Raw genomic sequence first — 17,501 nt, 5'->3', positions numbered from 1 at the left:
GAACTGAGACGTCGGTCAGCGACTACGAGCACCCCAGGGCCGTCCTCACTCCGGCGAGCGCCGCCAATCCGGGGGCTCGGAGGGATGGAGCGCCTCGTCGTCGGCGAAGAAGGTGCGCACTGGGCCGGGTGGCGTACCGGGACCCTCGAATCGAACGGTCACCCGGTTGAGCCCACTGCCCCACACCCATCCCGGCCCGTGCTCGTCGTGGCGGACGTCCTGCCCTGGGTGCCAGATGCGAGGTTGAACAGGTCGCGCCACCTCGCCAGGTGAGGGAGCGGCGTCCTCGTCAAGGGCCTCCGCTTCGTCATCCTCAGGGACCGAGTCCGTGAAGAGGTCCTGTTGCACGAAGTCGGACAGCCCAGAAACACCGACGCCGAGCAAGCGGATGCCGCCGGTCGCTCCCGCCTGCACAAGGAGGCGCCGAGCGATCTGGGTGACCTCCGTCGGATCATCCGTCGGGTGCGGCAGCGTAAGGGACCGAGTCAACGTCGTGAAGTCGTAGCGCCGGACCTTGAGGGTCACCGTCCGACCGGAAGAGTTCGCGGCGCGGAGCCGACGAACTACCCGTTGTGCCAGCAACTCGATCTCGCGAGTCAGGGCTGGCATGTCGGTCAGGTCTCGCTCGAACGTCTCCTCCGCCGAGATCGACTTGGCTTCCCGGTAAGGCACCACAGGACGGTCGTCCTCGGCCCGCGCCAGGTGGTAGAGCCCGTTCCCGTGCGCCTTGCCGAACAGCGTCACCAGGTCATGAAGCGACTTGCTCGCAAGTTCGGCGACGGTGCGGACGCCGACCTGACGAAGCCGTTCCGCAGTGGCCGGGCCGACACCGGCGATCCGGGTCACCGGCAGTGGATGTAGCACGGCCAACTCCTGACCAGGAGCAACCACAGTCAACCCGTTGGGCTTGTTCAAGTCCGAGCCGATCTTGGCCAGCATTCTCGACGACGCGATTCCGATCGACGCCGTCACGCCTCCGGTCGCTTCCGCCACCCGCGCCTTCAAGGCTTCACCCAGCGCGGTCACCCCCGCCACGCTCAGGTCGGCATTCTCCCTGGCAGCAAGGTCAACGACCGCCTCGTCGATCGAGACCTGCTCGACGATCGGCGACAACTCGGACAGGACCGCCATCACGACCTCGGACGTCATCCGGTAAGCCGAGAACCGGCCGCCGAGGAAGGCGGCACCCGAGGGCAGCCGCCGACGGGCTTCAGCGGTGGGCATGGCGGAGTGAACGCCGTAGGCCCGCGCCTCGTACGAGGCGGTCGCCACCACACCCCGTCCTCTGACTCCGCCGACCACAACAGGCTTCCCGACGAGAGACGGCTTGTCGCGCATCTCGACGGCAGAGAACATGGCATCAAGATCGAGATGGAGGATGCTGGCGGTGTCGCGCATCCTGCCTCCCACCCTGTTGCTTCATCCACCCTGCCCGAAGCGGGATGCTCTCTGACATGCACCGCCTCGTGACCGGAGAAGGCCGGTCGCCCTCGCCGAGCAGTGTCGTAGAGGTGCATCGGCAGGTCACTGAGGACTGCCGCATCACCGGCGCCAACGCGCTCAGCGGTGTCCGCAGACCATGATCGGCGCCCTGGCAGGGGGGTTCGACAGGTCAGTACAACGACACGCCTTGAACACCCGACAGTTGTCGATCGACGAGGCCTATGTCGACCTCGCCGCCGGGGGGCACGACCTCTCCGTCGACGCTGTGACGGAACTGGGCCGGTCCCTCAAGGAGCGCATCGCCGCGGCCACCGGCGGGGTGACGGGCTCGGTGGGGATCGGCTCGTCGAAGCTGATGGCCAAGATCGCCTCGGACCTGCAGAAGCCGGACGGGCTGGTCGTCGTGCCGCCGGGCGCCGAGCTCGACCTGCTGCACCCGCTGCCGGTGACCCGGCTGGGCGGCGTCGGCCCGGCGACCGCCGAGCGGCTGCGCCAGGTGGGCGTGGCGACCGTCGGCGACCTGGCCGCCCGGTCGCTGACCGACCTGGTCGCCCTCGCGGGCCGGGCGCACGGCGCGGGGCTGTACGCGCTGGCCCGCGCCGAGGACGACCGCGCCGTCGTCCCCGACCGCGAGGCCAAGTCGGTCTCTCACGAGGAGACCTTCGAGCGCGACCTCACCGACCTCGCCGTCCTCGGGCGGGAGATCGACTCCATGGCCACCCGCGTGGGCCGGCGGCTGCGCGACTCCGCCGTCACCGGCCGCACCGTGACCCTCAAGCTGCGCCGCTACGACTTCACCACCCTCACCCGCTCGCTGACCCTCCCCCAGCCGACCGACGACGCCCGCCAGATCGCCGCCATCGCGCGCCGGCTGCTCGCGGACGCCGGTGCCAAGGGCGGCCTCCGGCTGCTCGGCGTCGGCGTGTCGGGGCTGTCGCTCTACGCGCAGGGCGACCTGTTCGCCGAGGACGACGACGGCTCACCGGTGGCCGCCACCGAGGAGCCCGCCGGCGAAGACGCACCGCCCGAGCCGCCGCCGCCCGCGGACAAGCGCTGGTGGCCCGGGCAGGACGTGCGGCACGAGGAGCTCGGCGCGGGCTGGGTGTGGGGCCGCGGGCTCGGCCGGGTGACCGTGCGCTTCGAGGGGCCGACGACGACGCCCGGTCCGGTGCGCACCTTCGCCGCGGACGACCCCGCGCTGCACCCCGCCGACCCACCCGACTGGAGAACGGACCCGTTTTCGTCGGACCCCGGGGCGACACTGCCGGCATGACGTCCTGGCGGCAGGTCGAGGAGGCGGCGCCCGAGCTGGCGGCGCAGGTGCGTGCGGCGTTCCTCGCCGGGAAGCACGCGACCATGGCGACCCTCCGCGCCGACGGTGCGCCGCGCATCAGCGGCACCGAGGTCGAGTTCTCCGACGACGGCGAGCTGCGGCTGGGCTCCATGCCCGGTGCGTTCAAGGCCCGCGACCTGCAGCGCGACCCACGGCTCGCGGTGCACAGCCCCACGACCGATCCGGGCGAGGGTGGGGCGGGTTGGCCGGGTGAGGCGAAGGTCGCCGGCCGCGCCATCGAAGAGCAGCGGCAGGGCGACGCCGCCCACGTGTTCCGGCTGGACCTCACCGAGGTGGTCTGGACCGGCCTCACCGAGGACCGGTCGGCGCTGCGGATCCGGTCGTGGCACCCCGGCCGCGGCGTGGAGGACCGCGTGCGGACCTGACGGCGGCCCGATCTGGTGAGGTGGGGCGAGGGGCACGGCGACGGAGGGCGGGACGGATGGGCGCGACGCGGTCGTGGTGGGGGTGGGGCACCACCGATCAGGCGCTCACCGACGAGGAGTGCATCGCGCGGGCGGCGGCGCTGCCGGGCCTGCCCGACCGGCCACGCCCGGTGCCGGACCTGGCCGACGTCGTGCTGCCCACCTCGCGGGTCACCGCCCCCGCCGGGCTGCCGGTGACCACCGACCACGACGACCGCGCCCGCCACGCCTACGGCAAGGCCTACCGCGACGTCGTCCGGGCCCTGTCGGGCGAGCTGCCGGGCGCCCCGGACGCGGTCGCCCACCCCGCCGACGAGGACGACGTCGTGCGGCTGCTGGACTGGGCGGGCTCGGCCGGCGTCGTCGTCGTACCCTTCGGCGGCGGCAGCTCGGTGGTGGGCGGCGTCGAGTACCGCGGCAGCCGGCCCTGGCTCTCGATGGACCTCACCGCGCTGGACCGGGTGCTGGAGATCGACCGCACCAGCCGGGCGGCGCGCATCCAGGCCGGCGCGCTCGGGCCGGTGCTGGAGGAGCAGCTGCGCCCGCACGGCCTGACCCTGCGCCACTACCCGCAGAGCTTCGAGTTCTCCACCCTCGGCGGCTGGCTGGCCACCCGCGCCGGCGGGCACTACGCCACGCTGCTCACCCACATCGACGACCTGGTCGAGTCCCTGCGCGTGGTCACGCCGGTGGGCACCAGCGAGTCGTGGCGGCTGCCGGGCTCGGGCGCGGGCCCCTCGCCCGACCGGCTGTTCCTCGGCTCGGAGGGCACGCTCGGCGTCATCACCGAGGCGTGGATGCGGCTGCAGGACCGGCCGCGGTTCAAGGCCTCGGCGTCGGTCAGCTTCGCCGACATGACCACCGCGATCACCGCCGTCCGCACGATCGCGCAGGCCGGCCTCCATCCGGCGAACTGCCGGCTGCTCGACGCCGGGGAGGCGGCCCTCTCCGGCGCGTCGACGTCGGGGGCGTGCGTGCTCGTGCTCGGCGTCGAGTCGGCCGCGCATCCGGTCGAGAGCCGGCTCGAGGAGCTGACCACGCTCGCGCAGGACTGCGGCGGCGTGGTCGCCCCCCGGCGGGACGGGCCCCGCGACGCCGCCGCCGACGCGTGGCGCTCGTCGTTCCTGCGGGCCCCGTACGGCCGCGACGGGTTGGCCCGGATGAGCGCGGTCGTGGAGACCTTCGAGACGGCGACCACGTGGGACCGGGTGGACGAGCTGTACGCGACGGTGCAGGCCGACGTCGGCGCCGCGGTGCGGGAGGTGACCGGAGCCCCGGGGCTGGTCACCTGCCGGTTCACCCACGTCTACCCCGACGGGCCCGCGCCGTACGTCACCGTCGTCGGGGTGGGGCGGCCCGGCTCCGAGGTGGCCATGTGGGACGACGTGAAGAGCGCCGCGATGGAGGTGCTCACGCGGCTGCGCGCCACGGTCACCCACCACCACGCCGTCGGCCGCGACCACCGCCCCGGCTACGACCGGCAGCGCCCCGAGCCGTTCGCCGTCGCGCTGCGGGCCGCGAAGGCCGCGCTCGACCCGGCCGGAGTGCTCAACCCGGGGGTGCTCGTCGACCCCGTGTAGAACGGGAGCCGTGACCGAGCAGAGCGCATGGATGCGCATGACCGAGGAGGACCCGGAGCACTCGGCCGCCTACGTGCAGCGCTTCCGCACGCTCGCCGAGCAGGGCATGGACCTCGTCGGCGAGGCCCGGCTGGTCGACGCGATGCTGCCCCGCGGATCCCGCGTCCTGGACGCCGGGTGCGGTCCCGGCCGGGTGGGCGCGCACCTGCACGAGGTCGGGCACCACGTGGTCGGGGTGGACGCCGACCCGGTGCTGATCGCCGCCGCGGAGGAGGACCACCCCGGCCCGCGCTGGCTGGTGGGTGACCTCGCCGAGCTGGACCTGCCCGCCCACGGCATCGCCGAGCCGTTCGACGCCATCGTCTGCGCCGGCAACGTCATGGCCTTCCTGGCGGTGAGCACCCGGCGGGAGGTGCTGCGGCGGATGCGCGCGCACGTCGCGGCGGACGGACGCGCGGCGATCGGTTTCGGCGCCGGCCGCGGCTACGAGTTCGACGACTTCCTGGCCGACGCCGTCGCCGTCGGCTGGGCCGCGGACCTGCTGCTGTCCACCTGGGATCTGCGGCCGTTCACGCCGGACGCCGACTTCCTCGTCGCGGTGCTCCGACCGGTCTGACCGGGGGTGGCGCGGCCGCCGGTCCGGGGACGGCCGCGCCACCCGGTCAGGCGGCGCCGGCGGCGCTGCTGCTCGTGCTGCTGTCCGGAGCCGCCTGGTCCGACGGCGCGCTGCTGCCGGACCCGCCGGGGCCCGCGCCCTCGGGGCAGTCCCCGGGGGCGGTGCCGCCGTCGGTCGTGGTGCCTTGCTCCTGGGTGACCGACGGTGGCGTCGTGGTGCTGTCGTCCGTGGCCGCGTTCGCCGACATCGTGCCGGCGAGGATGCCGCCGGCGATCAGGCCGCCGCCCACGAGGCCGACGGTGCGCACCCAGGCGCGACGTCCGGGGCGCTCCGGTCGGTCCTGCGGGTCCAGGGTCTCGTCCATGTGCGTGCTCCTCTCGATCGTCGGTCTCGGTGGACCGCTCGAGGACGAGAGTCGCCGTCGTACCTGCCGCCGGGCTGACCGGAAGCGGCCGGGAACCTGCGAATTCCGGACCGGGTGCGCTGATGTGCCGTAACGGGGCGCGGGAGTGACGCATCCGCGCACCACGTCGACGCCCTCAGAGGCGGCCGTTGGCGCGCAGCAGCACCAGCGCGTTCACCGTGCGGTGCCCGCGCCACTCCAGCGCGGCGGCGGGGGAGTAGCTGTCGAAGTCGACGGTCCACCCGCCGTCGGCCTGCTGCCCCGCCGCCAGCCGGTCCAGCTCCCCCTGGACGACGGCCGGCGCGAACAGCTCGCGGGCCGGCCCGCCGGGGAACGGCGTGAAGTCCAGCGGGCGCATGAACTCGTCGTCGGCACCGCCGGCCACGTGGAGCAGCCCGTCGGCGGGGATCAGCGGGCGCATCCGGTCCAGCAGCTCGCGCGCCTCGCCGGCGACGGCACCCCCGACCCGGCCGGCCGCGTCGAGGAACTGGACGGCGAAGGCGAGCTCCATGGCGTGCACCGACGGCTCCAGCGCCCGGATCGCGTCGCAGCAGTACGCCGTCGCCCGCGCCAGCCACGGGGTGACCGCCGGGTCGAGGCCCGGGACCCGGTACGCCGTGGCCGCCACCACCGCGGTGATCTGCAGCGACGAGGTGGCCGGGTCCGCCTGCGCCCAGAACGGCGCGCACGCCACCGGATCGGGCACCGGCAGCGCGAACGGCAGGCCGCCGTCGGGCAGGGCGACCGAGGCCAGCCAGCCGCACACCTGCGCGGCCCGGGGCGTCGTCGCCGGGGCCAGGTCGGCGAAGGCCTCCAGCGCGTGCAGCGCGCCGCCGGGCTGGCTGGTCCCCGAGCGCAGGTCCGGCTCCAGCCCCCAGCCGTAGCCGCCGTCGGGGTTCCGGTAGCCGTCGACCGCGGCCACGACGGCCTCGGCGCTCCCGGAGCCGGTGAGCAGGTCGAAGCGGCGCCGGTCCAGCACCCGCCCGTGCCCGGCGAGGAAGCCGGCTGCGGCGGCGAGGTCCACGGTCATGCCGCCGATCCTGCCCGGGGGAGCCACTCCGGCGCGGCCTCCGGTGGCAGCACGGCCCCCGTCGTCCACGGTGGCGAGCCGGGCGGCGCCACCAGCGTGACGGACCCGTCCGTCGAGGGGAGCGTCTGCAGCCAGGGGCCGGGATCGGGCACCGGGCCGGGAGCCGAGGCGTCGCGCGGCGCCGCGAGCAGTCACTGCGCGGTCTGCGCCAGCGAGAGCTCCCCGGACCAGCCGCCGCCGTCGGTCCGCTGCCGCAGCAGCGCCGCCAGCACCGTCGCGGCGGCCAGGTAGCCCGTGGCGTGGTCCAGCGCCTGCGCGGGCAGCACGCCGGGCTCCCCGGACGTGCCGCACACCGTCGCGACGCCGGTCGCCGCCTGCACCAGCGAGTCGAAGCCGCGCCGGCCGGCCCACGGTCCGCTGGTCCCCCAGGCGGAGAGCCGGACGACGACGAGGTGCGGATGCCGCTGCGCCAACGCCGCCGGGTCCAGGCCGAACGCGTCCAGCGCCCCGGGCCGGTACCCCTGCACCACCACGTCCGCGGCCGCGAGCAGCTCCTCCACCGTCGCCCGGTCCCGTGCGTCGGCGAGGTCGAGCACCACGTGCCGCTTACCGGCGCCGGTGTCCAGCAGCCCGTCGCGTTGGTCGGGCAGCCGCGGCCCGTCCACCCGCAGCACGTCGGCGCCGTTAGAGGCCAGCACCCGCGTGGCCACCGGGCCGGCGATCACCCGCGTCAGGTCCAGCACCCGCAGCCCGCGCAGCCCGGCTCGCCGCGGGGCGCCGTCGGCCGTCCGGCGCAGGGCCAGCAGCGGCAGTCCCGACACGGCCCGACCCTGCGGCGAGGCGGCCCACTCCTCCGGCGTCCGGACGGCGGCGGCCGCACCCCCGGCGGCGACCACGGCGGTCTCCAGCGCCTCGGCGGTCCAGGTCGCCGCGGCCTCGGCCACCGCGGCGACGTCGTCCGATCCCAGCACCGACGCCGCGGCCGCCCGGTGGTGCGGGTAGTTGCCGTGCAGCCGCAGCCATCCGTCGGCGGTCCGCCAGAAGCGGGACAGCGGCGCGAACCCGAGGCCCACTGGCCGCCCGTCCAGCCGCGCGAAGCGCTCGCTGCGCACCGCCAGTGCCACGTGCGCCGCGTCGAGCCGGACGGGGGACCGGTCGCCGGTCAGCAGCCGCGCGGCGGCCAGCTGCGCCGCGACCGCGCCGACGACGAGGTCGGGGACGGCGAGCGGACCCCCCAGCCCGGTGCTCCCGCGGACGTCGACGGGCACGTCCAGCGGCACCCCGGTCGCCCGGGCCACCTCGGCCGGCAGGCCGGTCATCGGCCGGTGATCCGCACCGACGGGTCGGTGCACCAGGCCAGCACCGCGGGCCACGAGCCGTAGCCGGCGGGGAGGTCGAGGTGCCGGCCGCCGGGGACGAGGTCGGTGTCGAGGCCGAACCGGTCGGCGTACAGCGAGGCCGCGCCGCCGGGGAAGTACGGGTCGTCGTCGGCGGCCACGAGGCGGGTGCGGGCGACCAGGTCGGCGGGCAGGGGCGTGCGCTCGATGCCCTCGGGCGCGAACGCGGCCACCTCCGGGAAGCCCCGCAGGACGTCCGCGGACGGCGGTGCCACCAGCAGCACCCGGTCGGGCTGCAGGGCGCCCAGCGACGGCGCGGCCCGCCACCACAGCAGAACGGCGAGGCTGTGGCAGACCAGCACCCGCTCGCCGTCGCCACCGAGCTCGCCCAGCTCCGACCGCAGCAGGGCCAGCCAGTCGCCGGGCACCGGCTCGTCCGGCTCTGGGAACTGCGGATAGCGGACCTCGTGCCCGTCGTCCCGCAGCCGCCCGGCCAGCCAGTGCTGCCAGTGCCCCTCCGGCCGGGAGTTCTGCCAGCCGTGCACGATCAGGAAGCTCACGGTTTCCCCTGTCCGTTCTCGACGCCCAGCGCGAGCACCAGCGCCAGCACCGTGTCCGGCTCCTCCAGGCGCGCGCCGTACAGCTCGCGCAGCTGGGTCATGCGGTAGCGCACCGTCTGCGGGTGGACGAACAGCTCCGCGGCGACGGCGTCCCGGCGGCCCTGGTGCAGCAGCCAGGAGCGCAGCGTCTCGGTCAGCTTCTCCCGGGCGCTCTCACCCAGGTCGGCGAGCGGGGCCAGGGCCCGGGCGCGCAGGTCGGCCAGCGCGGACTCGTCGGCCCGCAGCACCAGCTCGGTCAGCCGCTCCTCGGTGTCCACCGGCCCGCCGTGGCCCGCCGACAGCCCGAGCTGACGGGTCCGCAGCGCCCGCGCGTAGGACAGGTCGACCTCGTCCCACGTCCGCGCCGGGCCCACCACCGCCTCGGCCTCCCGCAGCGACCGCATCAACGCCGGCCGGGAGCGCCCCTCTGCGTCCGGGACGAGCAGGGCGGCCAGCTCCCCCGTCCCCTCCGGTCCGGCCACCTCCAGGGTCGACCGGAGCGTCCGCGGGTCGAGCGCGCCGAGCGCCGTCCGCACCCGGGCCTCGGGCACGATCACCGCCGTCAGCGTGCGGGGCAGGGGCCAGTCGGCCCGCTCGGCGGCGGCCTCGACGTCCCTGCTCGAGCCGCCGGTGAGCAGCAGGTTGGCCAGCCGCTCGAGGTAGCGCTCGCGGACCCGGCCGGTGGTGGCCAGCTCGTCGCTGTGGCCGGCGACGCTCGCCGCCGAGAGCTGGTCGATGTAGGCGAAGACCAGCTCGGCGAACCGCGCCAGCTGCTCGGCGGACAGCCCGGCGCGCACCCCGTCGGCGGCCATGTGCCGCCAGGAGACCCGGGCGCCCACCCGGTAGGCGCCGAGCAGGGCGTCCATCGACCGGCCGCTGCGCGCCTCGCCCCTGCCCAGCGCGTACGCGCCGTCCAAGGCCGGCTGGATCGGCGTGCTGGCGTCGCCCTCCGCACCGGCCGAGGCCAGGATCAGGAAGCCGCCCAGGGCCAGCTGGACGGCGTTCTCGATGGTCCGGCCCATCTCGCCGCTGAACGCGTCGGCGTAGCTGGGCACCTCGACGACGATCGCGGCGACGGTCTCCTCGGCGACCGCGGGCAGCTGACGGCGCATCGCGTCGGCGACGGCGGGCGGCAGACCCAGCTCGACGTCCATCACACCCCTCTTGTTCGCAGGGAACAGAACATAGCGGTGGATTCACGTGCGGCACACAGGTAACTGACGCTCAGGTTGGACAACCTTCTACGTATGACGACGACCGTTCCCCGCCCGTCCTCGGTGCGGTCGCCCCTGGCCTCGCTGCGGAAGCGGGCCGTGCGGCTGGCCGAGATGGTGACCACGCCGCTCCTGCCGGTCGACTACCTCGACCTGTTCGACCCGCTCCGCTCCGGCGCCGCGCTGCGCGGGCGGATCGAGGCCGTGCAGCCCGAGACGCGGGACGCGGCCAGCATCGTCATCCGCCCGGGCCGGGACTGGCTGCCCCACCGCCCGGGCCAGTACGTCCGGATCGGCATCGACGTCGACGGCGTCCGCCAGTGGCGCGCCTACTCGATCACCTCGGTGCTGGACCGCGCCGACGGCTGCTTCACGATCACCGTCAAGGCGATCCCCGACGGCAAGGTGAGCAACCACCTGGTCCACCGGGTCCGCCCCGGCACCATCGTCCAGCTCGACCAGGCCACCGGGGAGTTCTGCCTGCCCGAGCGGGCCCCGGAGAAGACGCTGTTCGTCACCGCCGGCTCCGGCATCACCCCGGTCATGGGCATCCTGCGCAACGCGGCCGACCAGCTGACCGACACCGTGCTCGTGCACTCCGCCCCGACCGCCGACGACGTCATCTTCGGTGCCGAGCTGCGGCAGATGGCCGCCGAGGGGCGCATCCGGCTGATCGAGCAGCACACCGACACCGCGGGGATGCTCGACGCGCGGTCCATCGCCGAACTCGTCCCCGACCTGCACGAGCGCTCCACCTGGGCCTGCGGCCCGGTGGGCATGCTCGAGGCCCTCGAGGAGCACTGGGCGTCGATCGGCGTCGCCGACCGGCTCTACACCGAGCGCTTCCGCCCGCGGATCCTCGTCACCGGCGAGGGCGGCACGGTGAGCTTCACCAAGAACGGCACCACGGTCGAGGCCGACGGCGCGACGCCGATCCTCGACGCCGCCGAGGAGGCCGGGGTGCTCATGCCCAGCGGGTGCCGCATGGGCATCTGCTTCGGCTGCGTCCTCCCGCTGCGCGAGGGCGCCGTGCGCGACCTGCGCAACGGCGAGATCACCACCGCCGAGGACGTCGGCGACGGCGTCCTCGTCCAGACCTGCGTCAGCGCGCCAGCCGGCGTCTGCGCCATCGACCACTGACACCCGAGACCCCGACCCACCGGACGAACAGGAGCGCCGCCGCATGACCGCCCTGCAGAAGAAGCCCGAGAACCCGATCGCCCACCTCTCCGCCGAGGACATCGAGCTCATCGGCAAGGAGCTGGACACCATCCGCCAGGAGGTGCGCGACAGCCTGGGTGAGGACGACGCGAAGTACATCCGCACGGTCATCGACACCCAGCGCAAGATCGAGCTGGGCAGCCGCGCGGTCCTGCTGGCCTCGTTCTTCCCGCCGGCGTGGATCGTCGGCACCATCGGCCTGTCGGTCGCCAAGATCCTCGAGAACATGGAGATCGGGCACAACATCCTGCACGGCCAGTGGGACTGGATGCGGGACCCGAAGATCCACTCGACGACCTGGGAGTGGGACAGCGCCAGCCCGGCCGACCAGTGGAAGCACTCGCACAACGAGCTGCACCACACGTACACGAACGTGATCGGCAAGGACAACGACCTCGGCTACGGCATCATGCGCGTGGACGAGGACCAGCCGTGGCACCCGCTGTACCTGGGCCAGCCGCTGTGGAACTTCGTGAACGCCTGCTTCTTCGAGTACGGCATCGCCGCCTACGACCTGGAGCTGGGCAAGAACCTCGCCTCCCCGCGCCGACGCAACGACCCGGAGTTCCGGGCCCGCGCCAAGCAGGTCGTCAAGAAGATCCGCCGCCAGGCCGCCAAGGACTACCTGGTGCACCCGCTGCTGTCGGGCCCGTCGTTCCTCTCGACGCTGGCCGCGACCTTCACCGCCAACGTGGTGCGCAACCTGTGGTCGCACTCGGTGATCATGTGCGGCCACTTTCCCGAGGGCGTCGAGACGTTCGAGAAGACGTCGATCGACGGCGAGACCCGCGGTGAGTGGTACCTGCGCCAGATGCTCGGCTCGGCCAACATCTCCGGCAGCAAGGCCATGCACATCATGACCGGCAACCTGAGCCACCAGGTCGAGCACCACCTGTTCCCCGACCTGCCCAGCAACCGGTACGCCGAGATCGCGCCGAAGGTGAAGGACATCTTCGACCGCTACGGCCTGACGTACCACACCGCGCCGCTGCCGCAGCAGGTCGCGTCGGCCTGGCACAAGGTGATCCGGCTGTCGCTGCCCAACGACTGGCTGGCCGAGACCACGCCGCGGAACCTGCCCTCCCAGCTGGGCAAGCTCTGGAAGATGAGCACCGGCGGCAAGAAGGTCCGACGCGCGATGCAGGCCCGCCCCGCCGCCGCCTGATGCACCGCCGCTCCGCGGAGCGGTGCACCCCGGAGGCCCAGGACCGCACCGGTCCTGGGCCTCTGGCGTTCACTGATGTTTCCCGTGGAACCGGGCGGGGTCAGCGGACGGCCGGTGTGCGCAGGTGCACCGAGTCCAGCCGGCGGCCGACGATCGCGCCGGGCTCCCAGACCTGGGCGTAGCGGATCGTCTGCTCGACCTCCTCCTCCAGCATCTCCTCGAAGTCGGCCGCATCGAGCACATCGGGGCCCATGCCGGCGGCGACGAAGTGGGCCGACAGCGCCAGGCGGACGTCGTCGTAGGTGAGGTCGAGGTCGCGCACCAGCGCTGTCGTGGTGGCGCGCAGGGAGTTCAGGCCGGAGAACGCGCGGCCGCAGCCGCAGCCACCGGCGGGATCGCGGCGATCGGTCGCGCAGACGAAGCCCGCGAAGACGAGCTCCCCCTCCACGGCGTAGCAGAAGTCCCCGTCACGGTCGCCCTGGCCCTCACGGGTGGCAGTCAGCAGCTTCATGACGCCACCCTGGCGGAGGGGGCCGACAGTTCCGAGCGACCTCAGCCGGCCAGGGTGCCCTGGTGGTAGACGACCTCCCAGTCATCCGCCGTGCGGCGCCAGACCGTCGCCCGGCGGGTCAGCCGATCGCCCTGCCGCAGGTCGTAGGTGAGCAGGTAGGTCTGCGACCCCAGGGCCACGCAGCGAAAATCGCCGGCCTCCCACGGGTCGTCGGGGACGCCGCGGGCGAAGCGGTCGTGGACGGTCGCCAGGACGAACTCCCGCCCGTAGCGCCGGCCCGAGGCCCCGACCTCCTCGAACTCGGCGGCCGCCTGGCGCTCGAGCGCCTCGCGGGAGGTGCCGAGCTCGGGGTGGTGGAAGACGGGCTCGCGGGCCGCCAGCTCGTCCCGCACGGCGGCGAGCGCCGGGTCGGTTCCCCGCGTCGGCTGCTCGTCCACGGCCCCTCCTCGGCTCAGCGTTCAGCAACGGCTACGACGTCCACCGGCACTCGGGAGTCGCCGTACGCCGTGCGGCCGCACGGAATCGCATAGCGGACGCCGTCGAGACAGACGGCTGGAAGCGCACGTGCTCCAGACCGGCCGCCGCCCGAGGCTATGTCGTCGACAAACCTGCAGCGGTGCCATCAACGAGGTGGCGCTCGCTGATGTCACCCCTGGCACGTCGGCGCGCGGGTACAAGCGCAGCGGGGCGCACAGCGCGCGGTCAGGAGTTGCGAGAGATGTACTCCTCCGGATCCTTGTCCCGGATGGGGATGCCCGCGTAGTGCTGTGACTCGAAGGTGAGGAACTGCACCGCGATGTCGTGCCGCGTCTGCAGGTCGGCGTGGTGGCGGAAGTCGAGCAGGTCCTCCCGCTCCTCCTCCGCCATGTGATCGTCGTTGGCCTTGCGGGCCGCCCAGACCGCCGTCCACCACTCGTCGGTCCCCACCTCGTGGTCCCGGGTGCCGCGCACCGCGTCGCGGATGTCGTTGTGGTCCTTGATGGCGTCCTCGACCTCGTCGTGGACGTCGCCTTCCGGATTGCCCTTGCCCAGCGCGAGCAGCCGCGGGTAGAAGAACCGCTCCTCGGCCTCGGCGTGCACTTCCAGAAGTACCTCCAGCCGCCCCCAGACGGCGCCGAGCGCCGTGGAGTCGTCGCGGGGCAGCTCGTCGAGCATGGCGAACATGCGCCGCTGCTCGTGGTGCTGCTCGAGGATGATGTCCGTGATGTCCATGTCCGACCCTCCGCGGAACCGCTGTGCGCGCAATCCCTACCCAGGACGGCGCTCAGCCACGCCGCACCGGCGAGCGTGCGCTGCGGCGAGGGACGTGCCGAGGTGGAACAGCAGCAACCATCCGGTCGCCGCGTCCCGGACCCACACGGAGCTGTTCAGGGCCTTCCGCCCGGCCGTGCTCGACCAGTAGGTGACGAGGACGGCCGGGCCCGGCGGAGGTGCGGGTGCGTCGCGGTGATGGGCTCCGTCGAATCGGCGATGGCCGCCCGACGCACCGTCAGTTGGCCATGTCCACAAAGCGGCTGTAGTGGCCCTGGAAGGCGACGGTGACGTTCGCGGTGGGGCCGTTGCGGTGCTTGACCAGCATGATGTCGGCCTCGCCCGCCCGCGGAGATTCTTTTTCGTACATATCTTCCCGGTGAATCATCATGACCATATCCGCATCTTGTTCGATAGATCCACTTTCGCGAAGGTCGGACAACATTGGTTTTTTGTCCTGCCGTTGTTCCGAACCACGATTCAGCTGACTCATTGCAATAACCGGAACTTCCAATTCCTTGGCCAGCAGCTTTAGCGCACGGGAGAACTCCGAGACCTCCTGCTGGCGGCTCTCGACCTTCTTGCCCGAGGTCATCAGCTGGAGGTAGTCGATGACGATGAGCTTGAGGTCGTTGCGCTGCTTGAGCCGGCGGGCCTTGGCGCGGATCTCCATCATCGTCATGTTCGGCGAGTCGTCGATGTAGAGCGGGGCATCGGCAATCTCGCCCATCCGACGCGCGAGCTTCGACCAGTCCTCGTCGCTCAGCGACCCGGCGCGCATGTGGTGCAGCGGCACCTTCGCCTCGGCCGACAGCAGACGCATGGTGATCTCGTGCTTGCTCATCTCCAGGCTGAAGATGGCGGAAGGCAGGTGGTGCTTCACCGACGCCGAGCGCGCGATGTCCAGGCCCAGCGTCGAGTTGTGCGTCGGGATGAAGCTGCGACCGGCCAGGAACAGGTGGTCCTCGGCATCGACCTGGATGCACCGCACCGCCACGCTCGGGATCGGCCGCACGTCGGTGATGAACCGACTGCCACGGGCGGTGAACGTCCGGGCACCCCGCTCCTTGTGGAGCAGCTTCTTGCGCTCGAGCTTGAACACCTCGTCGTCGGTGCTGAAGGTCAGCGTGAAGCAGGTGCTGGACTCCTCCGTACGCCCCTTGACGCGCTTGGTCGTCATCCGCACCCGATAGCCGAGGCCGGCCACCAGCTCTCGGGCGTCCTCGGCCAGCTGACGGCTGGTGACGGCGAATTGCACGACGCCGCTCGGCGCGACCGTCCCGTCGGTGTCGAGCAGGCCAGCCAGCAGAGCGCGCCGCTGGGCGATGGAGGCCCGCAGGTAGCGCGTGGGGATGTGCTTGTCGTTCAGCACGCCCAGGCCGCGGAGAAGCGCCTTGACGGTGCCGTGGTCGTCACGGCAGGGCTGGCACTGCGCCAGCCCGGACGACGGACCGCCGCAGTCGGGGCACGTGGCCTGGAGGCCGACGCCGCCACTGCGCCGGAGAGCAGCACCGCACGCCTTGCCGCAGGTCTGCACCTGCGACGTCTTGGGCACGAACCCCTCGCCGCACATCGGGCAGGGCCGGGACGCCATCCCCTCGCGGGCCGGCAGCCGCAGCGAGTAGCGGCGGTGCACGCCCGTGGGCTGCGCGACCAGCCCCTCGGCCTCGATGTACACCGCGATCTCGGGGTCGGCGCTGGTGAACTGCGCGGCCGCCGACGTGCCGTCGCCCAACCAGACGCCCAAGGCGTACGGCGGCACGGGGAGCTCCGCCTCGGGGAGCTGCAGGGCGCCGGCGTTGGTGACGGAGTGGTTGAGACGCGCGTCCTTGGTCGCGCAGCGGACGGTCCGGGCGATCTCCTCGGTGGTGCGCACCTGCCCGAAGGTCCGCTGATTGCGGTAGCCGTTGTAGCCCGTCGCCGCCTGCTGCGCGGATCGCCGGCTGGCGCGGGTCTCGGTCAGCCACTGGTGCTGGGCGTCGGCCACGATGACCGAGCCGTCCGAGAAGTGCACCTCGAAGCACGGACGCCCGGTGAGGACCTCGGTCGCGGCGACGACGGTCGTGGGCCTGCCGTCAGAACCCATGACCCGGTCCCCCACGGCGATCTCCCCCATCGTGGTCCAGCCGTCGGGCGTCGCGACCGGTGTGTCGAGCGCGAGCGCCTTGCCCACGCCGGGACGGGCCGCGATGACGACCATCTGACCCGCCTGGAGGCCGTTGGTCAGCTCGTCGAGGTCACGGATGCCGGTGGGCACGCCGCGGCTCACCCCGCCGCGCGAGGCGATCGCGTCCAGCTCGTCCATCGTGGGCTGGAGGACGTCGGCGAGGCGCGAGTAGTCCTCGCTCATCCGCTTCTCGGTGACGTCGTAGATCTCCTGCTGGGCGCGGTCGACGATGTCGTCGACGTCGCCCCGGCCACCCGCGGCGCCGTAGCCGAGCTGGACCACGCGGGTGCCGGCCTCGACCAGCCGCCGCAGCACGGCCTGCTCGGCGACGATGGCGGCGTAGTAGCCGGCGTTGGCCGCGGTCGGCGTGGACTGGATGAGCGTGTGCAGGTAGACCGCGCCGCCCATCTTCGACAGCTGGTCGGTGCGGTTGAGCTCGGCGGCGACGGTGATGGCGTCCGCGGGCTCGCCGCGGCCGTAGAGGTCCAGGACGACGTCGAAGATGATCTGGTGCGCCGGGCGGTAGAAGTCGGCGCCGTGCAGCACCTCGACGACGTCGGCGATGGCGTCCTTGCTCAGCAGCATGCCGCCCAGCACCGACTGCTCGGCCTGGACGTCCTGCGGGGGCTGCCGGTCGTACTCCGGCGCCGCCGCCGTCGGCCGGCTGTACTCGTCGGCCACCGCCACGGGGTACCTCTCTCTCCTTGCGGGCGCGCCCGCGACCGCCACTCACCGAGGGGAAGCCGGGAGTTCGGCGGGCGCCGCCGTACCGAACACGTGTTCGGATGATTGCTACCGCCGGGCACTGACATTTCGCACCCGGCGGCAGCTGCGAGGGAACGTTAGGAACCCGGAGCGGCGCCGTCCAACACCTCGATCTGCACAACATGTGGACAAGTCGGTGGACGGAGGCGTGTCGACATGTGGAGACGGCCGGGGACACGGTGTGATCGCCTCCCGGCCACGAGCCGGTCACCTGCGCGGACGCCGTCCTCCACCTGTGGACAGGAAGTTCTCGCAAAGTTTTTTCGCACGTGGCACGCGTGGTGACGGCGTGACGCCGGGGACGGTCCGGGCAGCCCGGCGTGCACACCCGCGGGCACGACGCCGGATCCCCAGCGAGGACCTCTCAGCGGCCCCGAGATGCCACGAGGGGCGCCGGACCGTAGTCCGACGCCCCTCGGGGACGCTGCGAGCGCTGGAGGC

General features: G+C 73.1%; 16 protein-coding genes. 6 read left to right on the top strand and 10 right to left on the bottom strand.

Translation table 11 applies throughout. The features are described 5' to 3' along the window. Window positions 1–45 precede the first annotated feature (45 nt). A complete protein-coding gene (locus DQ239_RS15645; RefSeq protein ID WP_113835338.1) occupies window positions 46–1,398 on the bottom strand; it encodes a DNA polymerase IV in 1,353 nt (450 codons plus the stop codon). 232 nt (window positions 1,399–1,630) lie between these two features. Between DQ239_RS15645 and DQ239_RS15640 the strand changes: the two genes are divergently transcribed. The 4 genes from DQ239_RS15640 to DQ239_RS15625 are packed head-to-tail and all read left to right on the top strand — an operon-like array spanning window position 1,631 to window position 5,397. After that, complete coding sequence (locus tag DQ239_RS15640; protein WP_233489332.1) at window positions 1,631–2,716, top strand: DNA polymerase IV; 1,086 nt, start codon at window positions 1,631–1,633, stop codon at window positions 2,714–2,716. Next, window positions 2,713–3,162 carry a pyridoxamine 5'-phosphate oxidase family protein gene (locus DQ239_RS15635; protein WP_113835337.1) on the top strand — a complete coding sequence of 150 codons (450 nt, stop codon included), beginning with the start codon at window positions 2,713–2,715 and terminating at the stop codon, window positions 3,160–3,162. Before DQ239_RS15640 ends, DQ239_RS15635 begins: the two co-directional genes overlap by 4 nt. Before the next feature lie 56 nt (window positions 3,163–3,218). Further along, on the top strand, window positions 3,219–4,781 hold the full coding sequence (locus tag DQ239_RS15630) for an FAD-binding oxidoreductase (protein ID WP_113835336.1): 1,563 nt from the start codon (window positions 3,219–3,221) through the stop codon (window positions 4,779–4,781). 10 nt (window positions 4,782–4,791) lie between these two features. Beyond that, window positions 4,792–5,397 (top strand): class I SAM-dependent methyltransferase, encoded by a 606-nt coding sequence (locus tag DQ239_RS15625; protein ID WP_113835335.1) that lies wholly within the window; start codon window positions 4,792–4,794, stop codon window positions 5,395–5,397. Between the two features lie 46 nt (window positions 5,398–5,443). Here DQ239_RS15625 and DQ239_RS15620 read toward each other — a convergent pair whose 3' ends face one another. The 5 genes from DQ239_RS15620 to DQ239_RS15600 form a co-directional block, all read right to left on the bottom strand. Further along, window positions 5,444–5,761: a hypothetical protein gene (locus tag DQ239_RS15620; RefSeq protein ID WP_113835334.1), complete on the bottom strand. Its 318-nt coding sequence runs from the start codon at window positions 5,759–5,761 to the stop codon at window positions 5,444–5,446. Window positions 5,762–5,936: 175 nt separating this feature from the next. Continuing rightward, the gene (locus tag DQ239_RS15615) at window positions 5,937–6,830 is read right to left on the bottom strand and encodes a hypothetical protein (protein WP_113835333.1); all 894 of its coding nucleotides are present in this window, start codon (window positions 6,828–6,830) and stop codon (window positions 5,937–5,939) included. A gap of 191 nt (window positions 6,831–7,021) precedes the next feature. Next, the gene (locus DQ239_RS15610; protein ID WP_113835332.1) at window positions 7,022–8,149 is read right to left on the bottom strand and encodes a CoA transferase; all 1,128 of its coding nucleotides are present in this window, start codon (window positions 8,147–8,149) and stop codon (window positions 7,022–7,024) included. Beyond that, entirely contained in the window at window positions 8,146–8,727 is a 582-nt protein-coding gene (locus DQ239_RS15605) for an alpha/beta hydrolase (protein WP_113835331.1), read from the bottom strand. The genes DQ239_RS15610 and DQ239_RS15605 overlap by 4 nt, the downstream gene beginning before the upstream one ends. Continuing rightward, window positions 8,724–9,920, bottom strand: coding sequence for a helix-turn-helix domain-containing protein (locus DQ239_RS15600; protein WP_113835330.1), 1,197 nt, complete (start codon window positions 9,918–9,920; stop codon window positions 8,724–8,726). Before DQ239_RS15600 ends, DQ239_RS15605 begins: the two co-directional genes overlap by 4 nt. A gap of 93 nt (window positions 9,921–10,013) precedes the next feature. On the opposite strand from DQ239_RS15600, the gene DQ239_RS15595 reads away from it, so the two are divergent. Both DQ239_RS15595 and DQ239_RS15590 read left to right on the top strand, forming a co-directional pair. Then, entirely contained in the window at window positions 10,014–11,120 is a 1,107-nt protein-coding gene (locus tag DQ239_RS15595) for a ferredoxin reductase (protein WP_113835329.1), read from the top strand. 43 nt (window positions 11,121–11,163) lie between these two features. Beyond that, the gene (locus tag DQ239_RS15590) at window positions 11,164–12,366 is read left to right on the top strand and encodes an acyl-CoA desaturase (protein ID WP_113835328.1); all 1,203 of its coding nucleotides are present in this window, start codon (window positions 11,164–11,166) and stop codon (window positions 12,364–12,366) included. A 100-nt stretch (window positions 12,367–12,466) separates the two neighbouring features. On the opposite strand, the gene DQ239_RS15585 is transcribed toward DQ239_RS15590, so the two are convergent. The 4 genes from DQ239_RS15585 to dnaB form a co-directional block, all read right to left on the bottom strand. After that, entirely contained in the window at window positions 12,467–12,877 is a 411-nt protein-coding gene (locus DQ239_RS15585; RefSeq protein WP_113835327.1) for a hypothetical protein, read from the bottom strand. 41 nt (window positions 12,878–12,918) lie between these two features. Further along, entirely contained in the window at window positions 12,919–13,314 is a 396-nt protein-coding gene (locus DQ239_RS15580; RefSeq protein WP_113835326.1) for a DUF4440 domain-containing protein, read from the bottom strand. A 265-nt stretch (window positions 13,315–13,579) separates the two neighbouring features. Next, the gene (locus DQ239_RS15575; RefSeq protein WP_113835325.1) at window positions 13,580–14,089 is read right to left on the bottom strand and encodes a hemerythrin domain-containing protein; all 510 of its coding nucleotides are present in this window, start codon (window positions 14,087–14,089) and stop codon (window positions 13,580–13,582) included. 277 nt (window positions 14,090–14,366) lie between these two features. Beyond that, window positions 14,367–16,982 (bottom strand): replicative DNA helicase, encoded by a 2,616-nt coding sequence (gene dnaB, locus DQ239_RS15570; protein ID WP_113835324.1) that lies wholly within the window; start codon window positions 16,980–16,982, stop codon window positions 14,367–14,369. Between the last annotated feature and the right edge of the window lie 519 nt (window positions 16,983–17,501).

Source organism: Blastococcus sp. TF02-09, assembly GCF_003319105.1.
Taxonomy (GTDB): domain Bacteria; phylum Actinomycetota; class Actinomycetes; order Mycobacteriales; family Geodermatophilaceae; genus Blastococcus.
The sequence above is the reverse complement of the archived record's forward strand: the minus strand, read 5'-3'. Positions and strand labels throughout refer to the sequence as shown.

Excerpts from the sequence above, each read along its gene's own strand:
- DQ239_RS15645 (WP_113835338.1), bottom strand. The coding sequence starts at position 1,398 with ATGCGCGACACCGCCAGCATCCTCCATCTCGATCTTGATGCCATGTTC.
- DQ239_RS15635 (WP_113835337.1), top strand. The coding sequence starts at position 2,713 with ATGACGTCCTGGCGGCAGGTCGAGGAGGCGGCGCCCGAGCTGGCGGCG.
- DQ239_RS15630 (WP_113835336.1), top strand. The coding sequence starts at position 3,219 with ATGGGCGCGACGCGGTCGTGGTGGGGGTGGGGCACCACCGATCAGGCG.
- DQ239_RS15620 (WP_113835334.1), bottom strand. The coding sequence starts at position 5,761 with ATGGACGAGACCCTGGACCCGCAGGACCGACCGGAGCGCCCCGGACGT.
- DQ239_RS15615 (WP_113835333.1), bottom strand. The coding sequence starts at position 6,830 with ATGACCGTGGACCTCGCCGCCGCAGCCGGCTTCCTCGCCGGGCACGGG.
- DQ239_RS15610 (WP_113835332.1), bottom strand. The coding sequence starts at position 8,149 with ATGACCGGCCTGCCGGCCGAGGTGGCCCGGGCGACCGGGGTGCCGCTG.
- DQ239_RS15600 (WP_113835330.1), bottom strand. The coding sequence starts at position 9,920 with ATGGACGTCGAGCTGGGTCTGCCGCCCGCCGTCGCCGACGCGATGCGC.
- DQ239_RS15595 (WP_113835329.1), top strand. The coding sequence starts at position 10,014 with ATGACGACGACCGTTCCCCGCCCGTCCTCGGTGCGGTCGCCCCTGGCC.
- DQ239_RS15590 (WP_113835328.1), top strand. The coding sequence starts at position 11,164 with ATGACCGCCCTGCAGAAGAAGCCCGAGAACCCGATCGCCCACCTCTCC.
- DQ239_RS15585 (WP_113835327.1), bottom strand. The coding sequence starts at position 12,877 with ATGAAGCTGCTGACTGCCACCCGTGAGGGCCAGGGCGACCGTGACGGG.
- DQ239_RS15575 (WP_113835325.1), bottom strand. The coding sequence starts at position 14,089 with ATGGACATCACGGACATCATCCTCGAGCAGCACCACGAGCAGCGGCGC.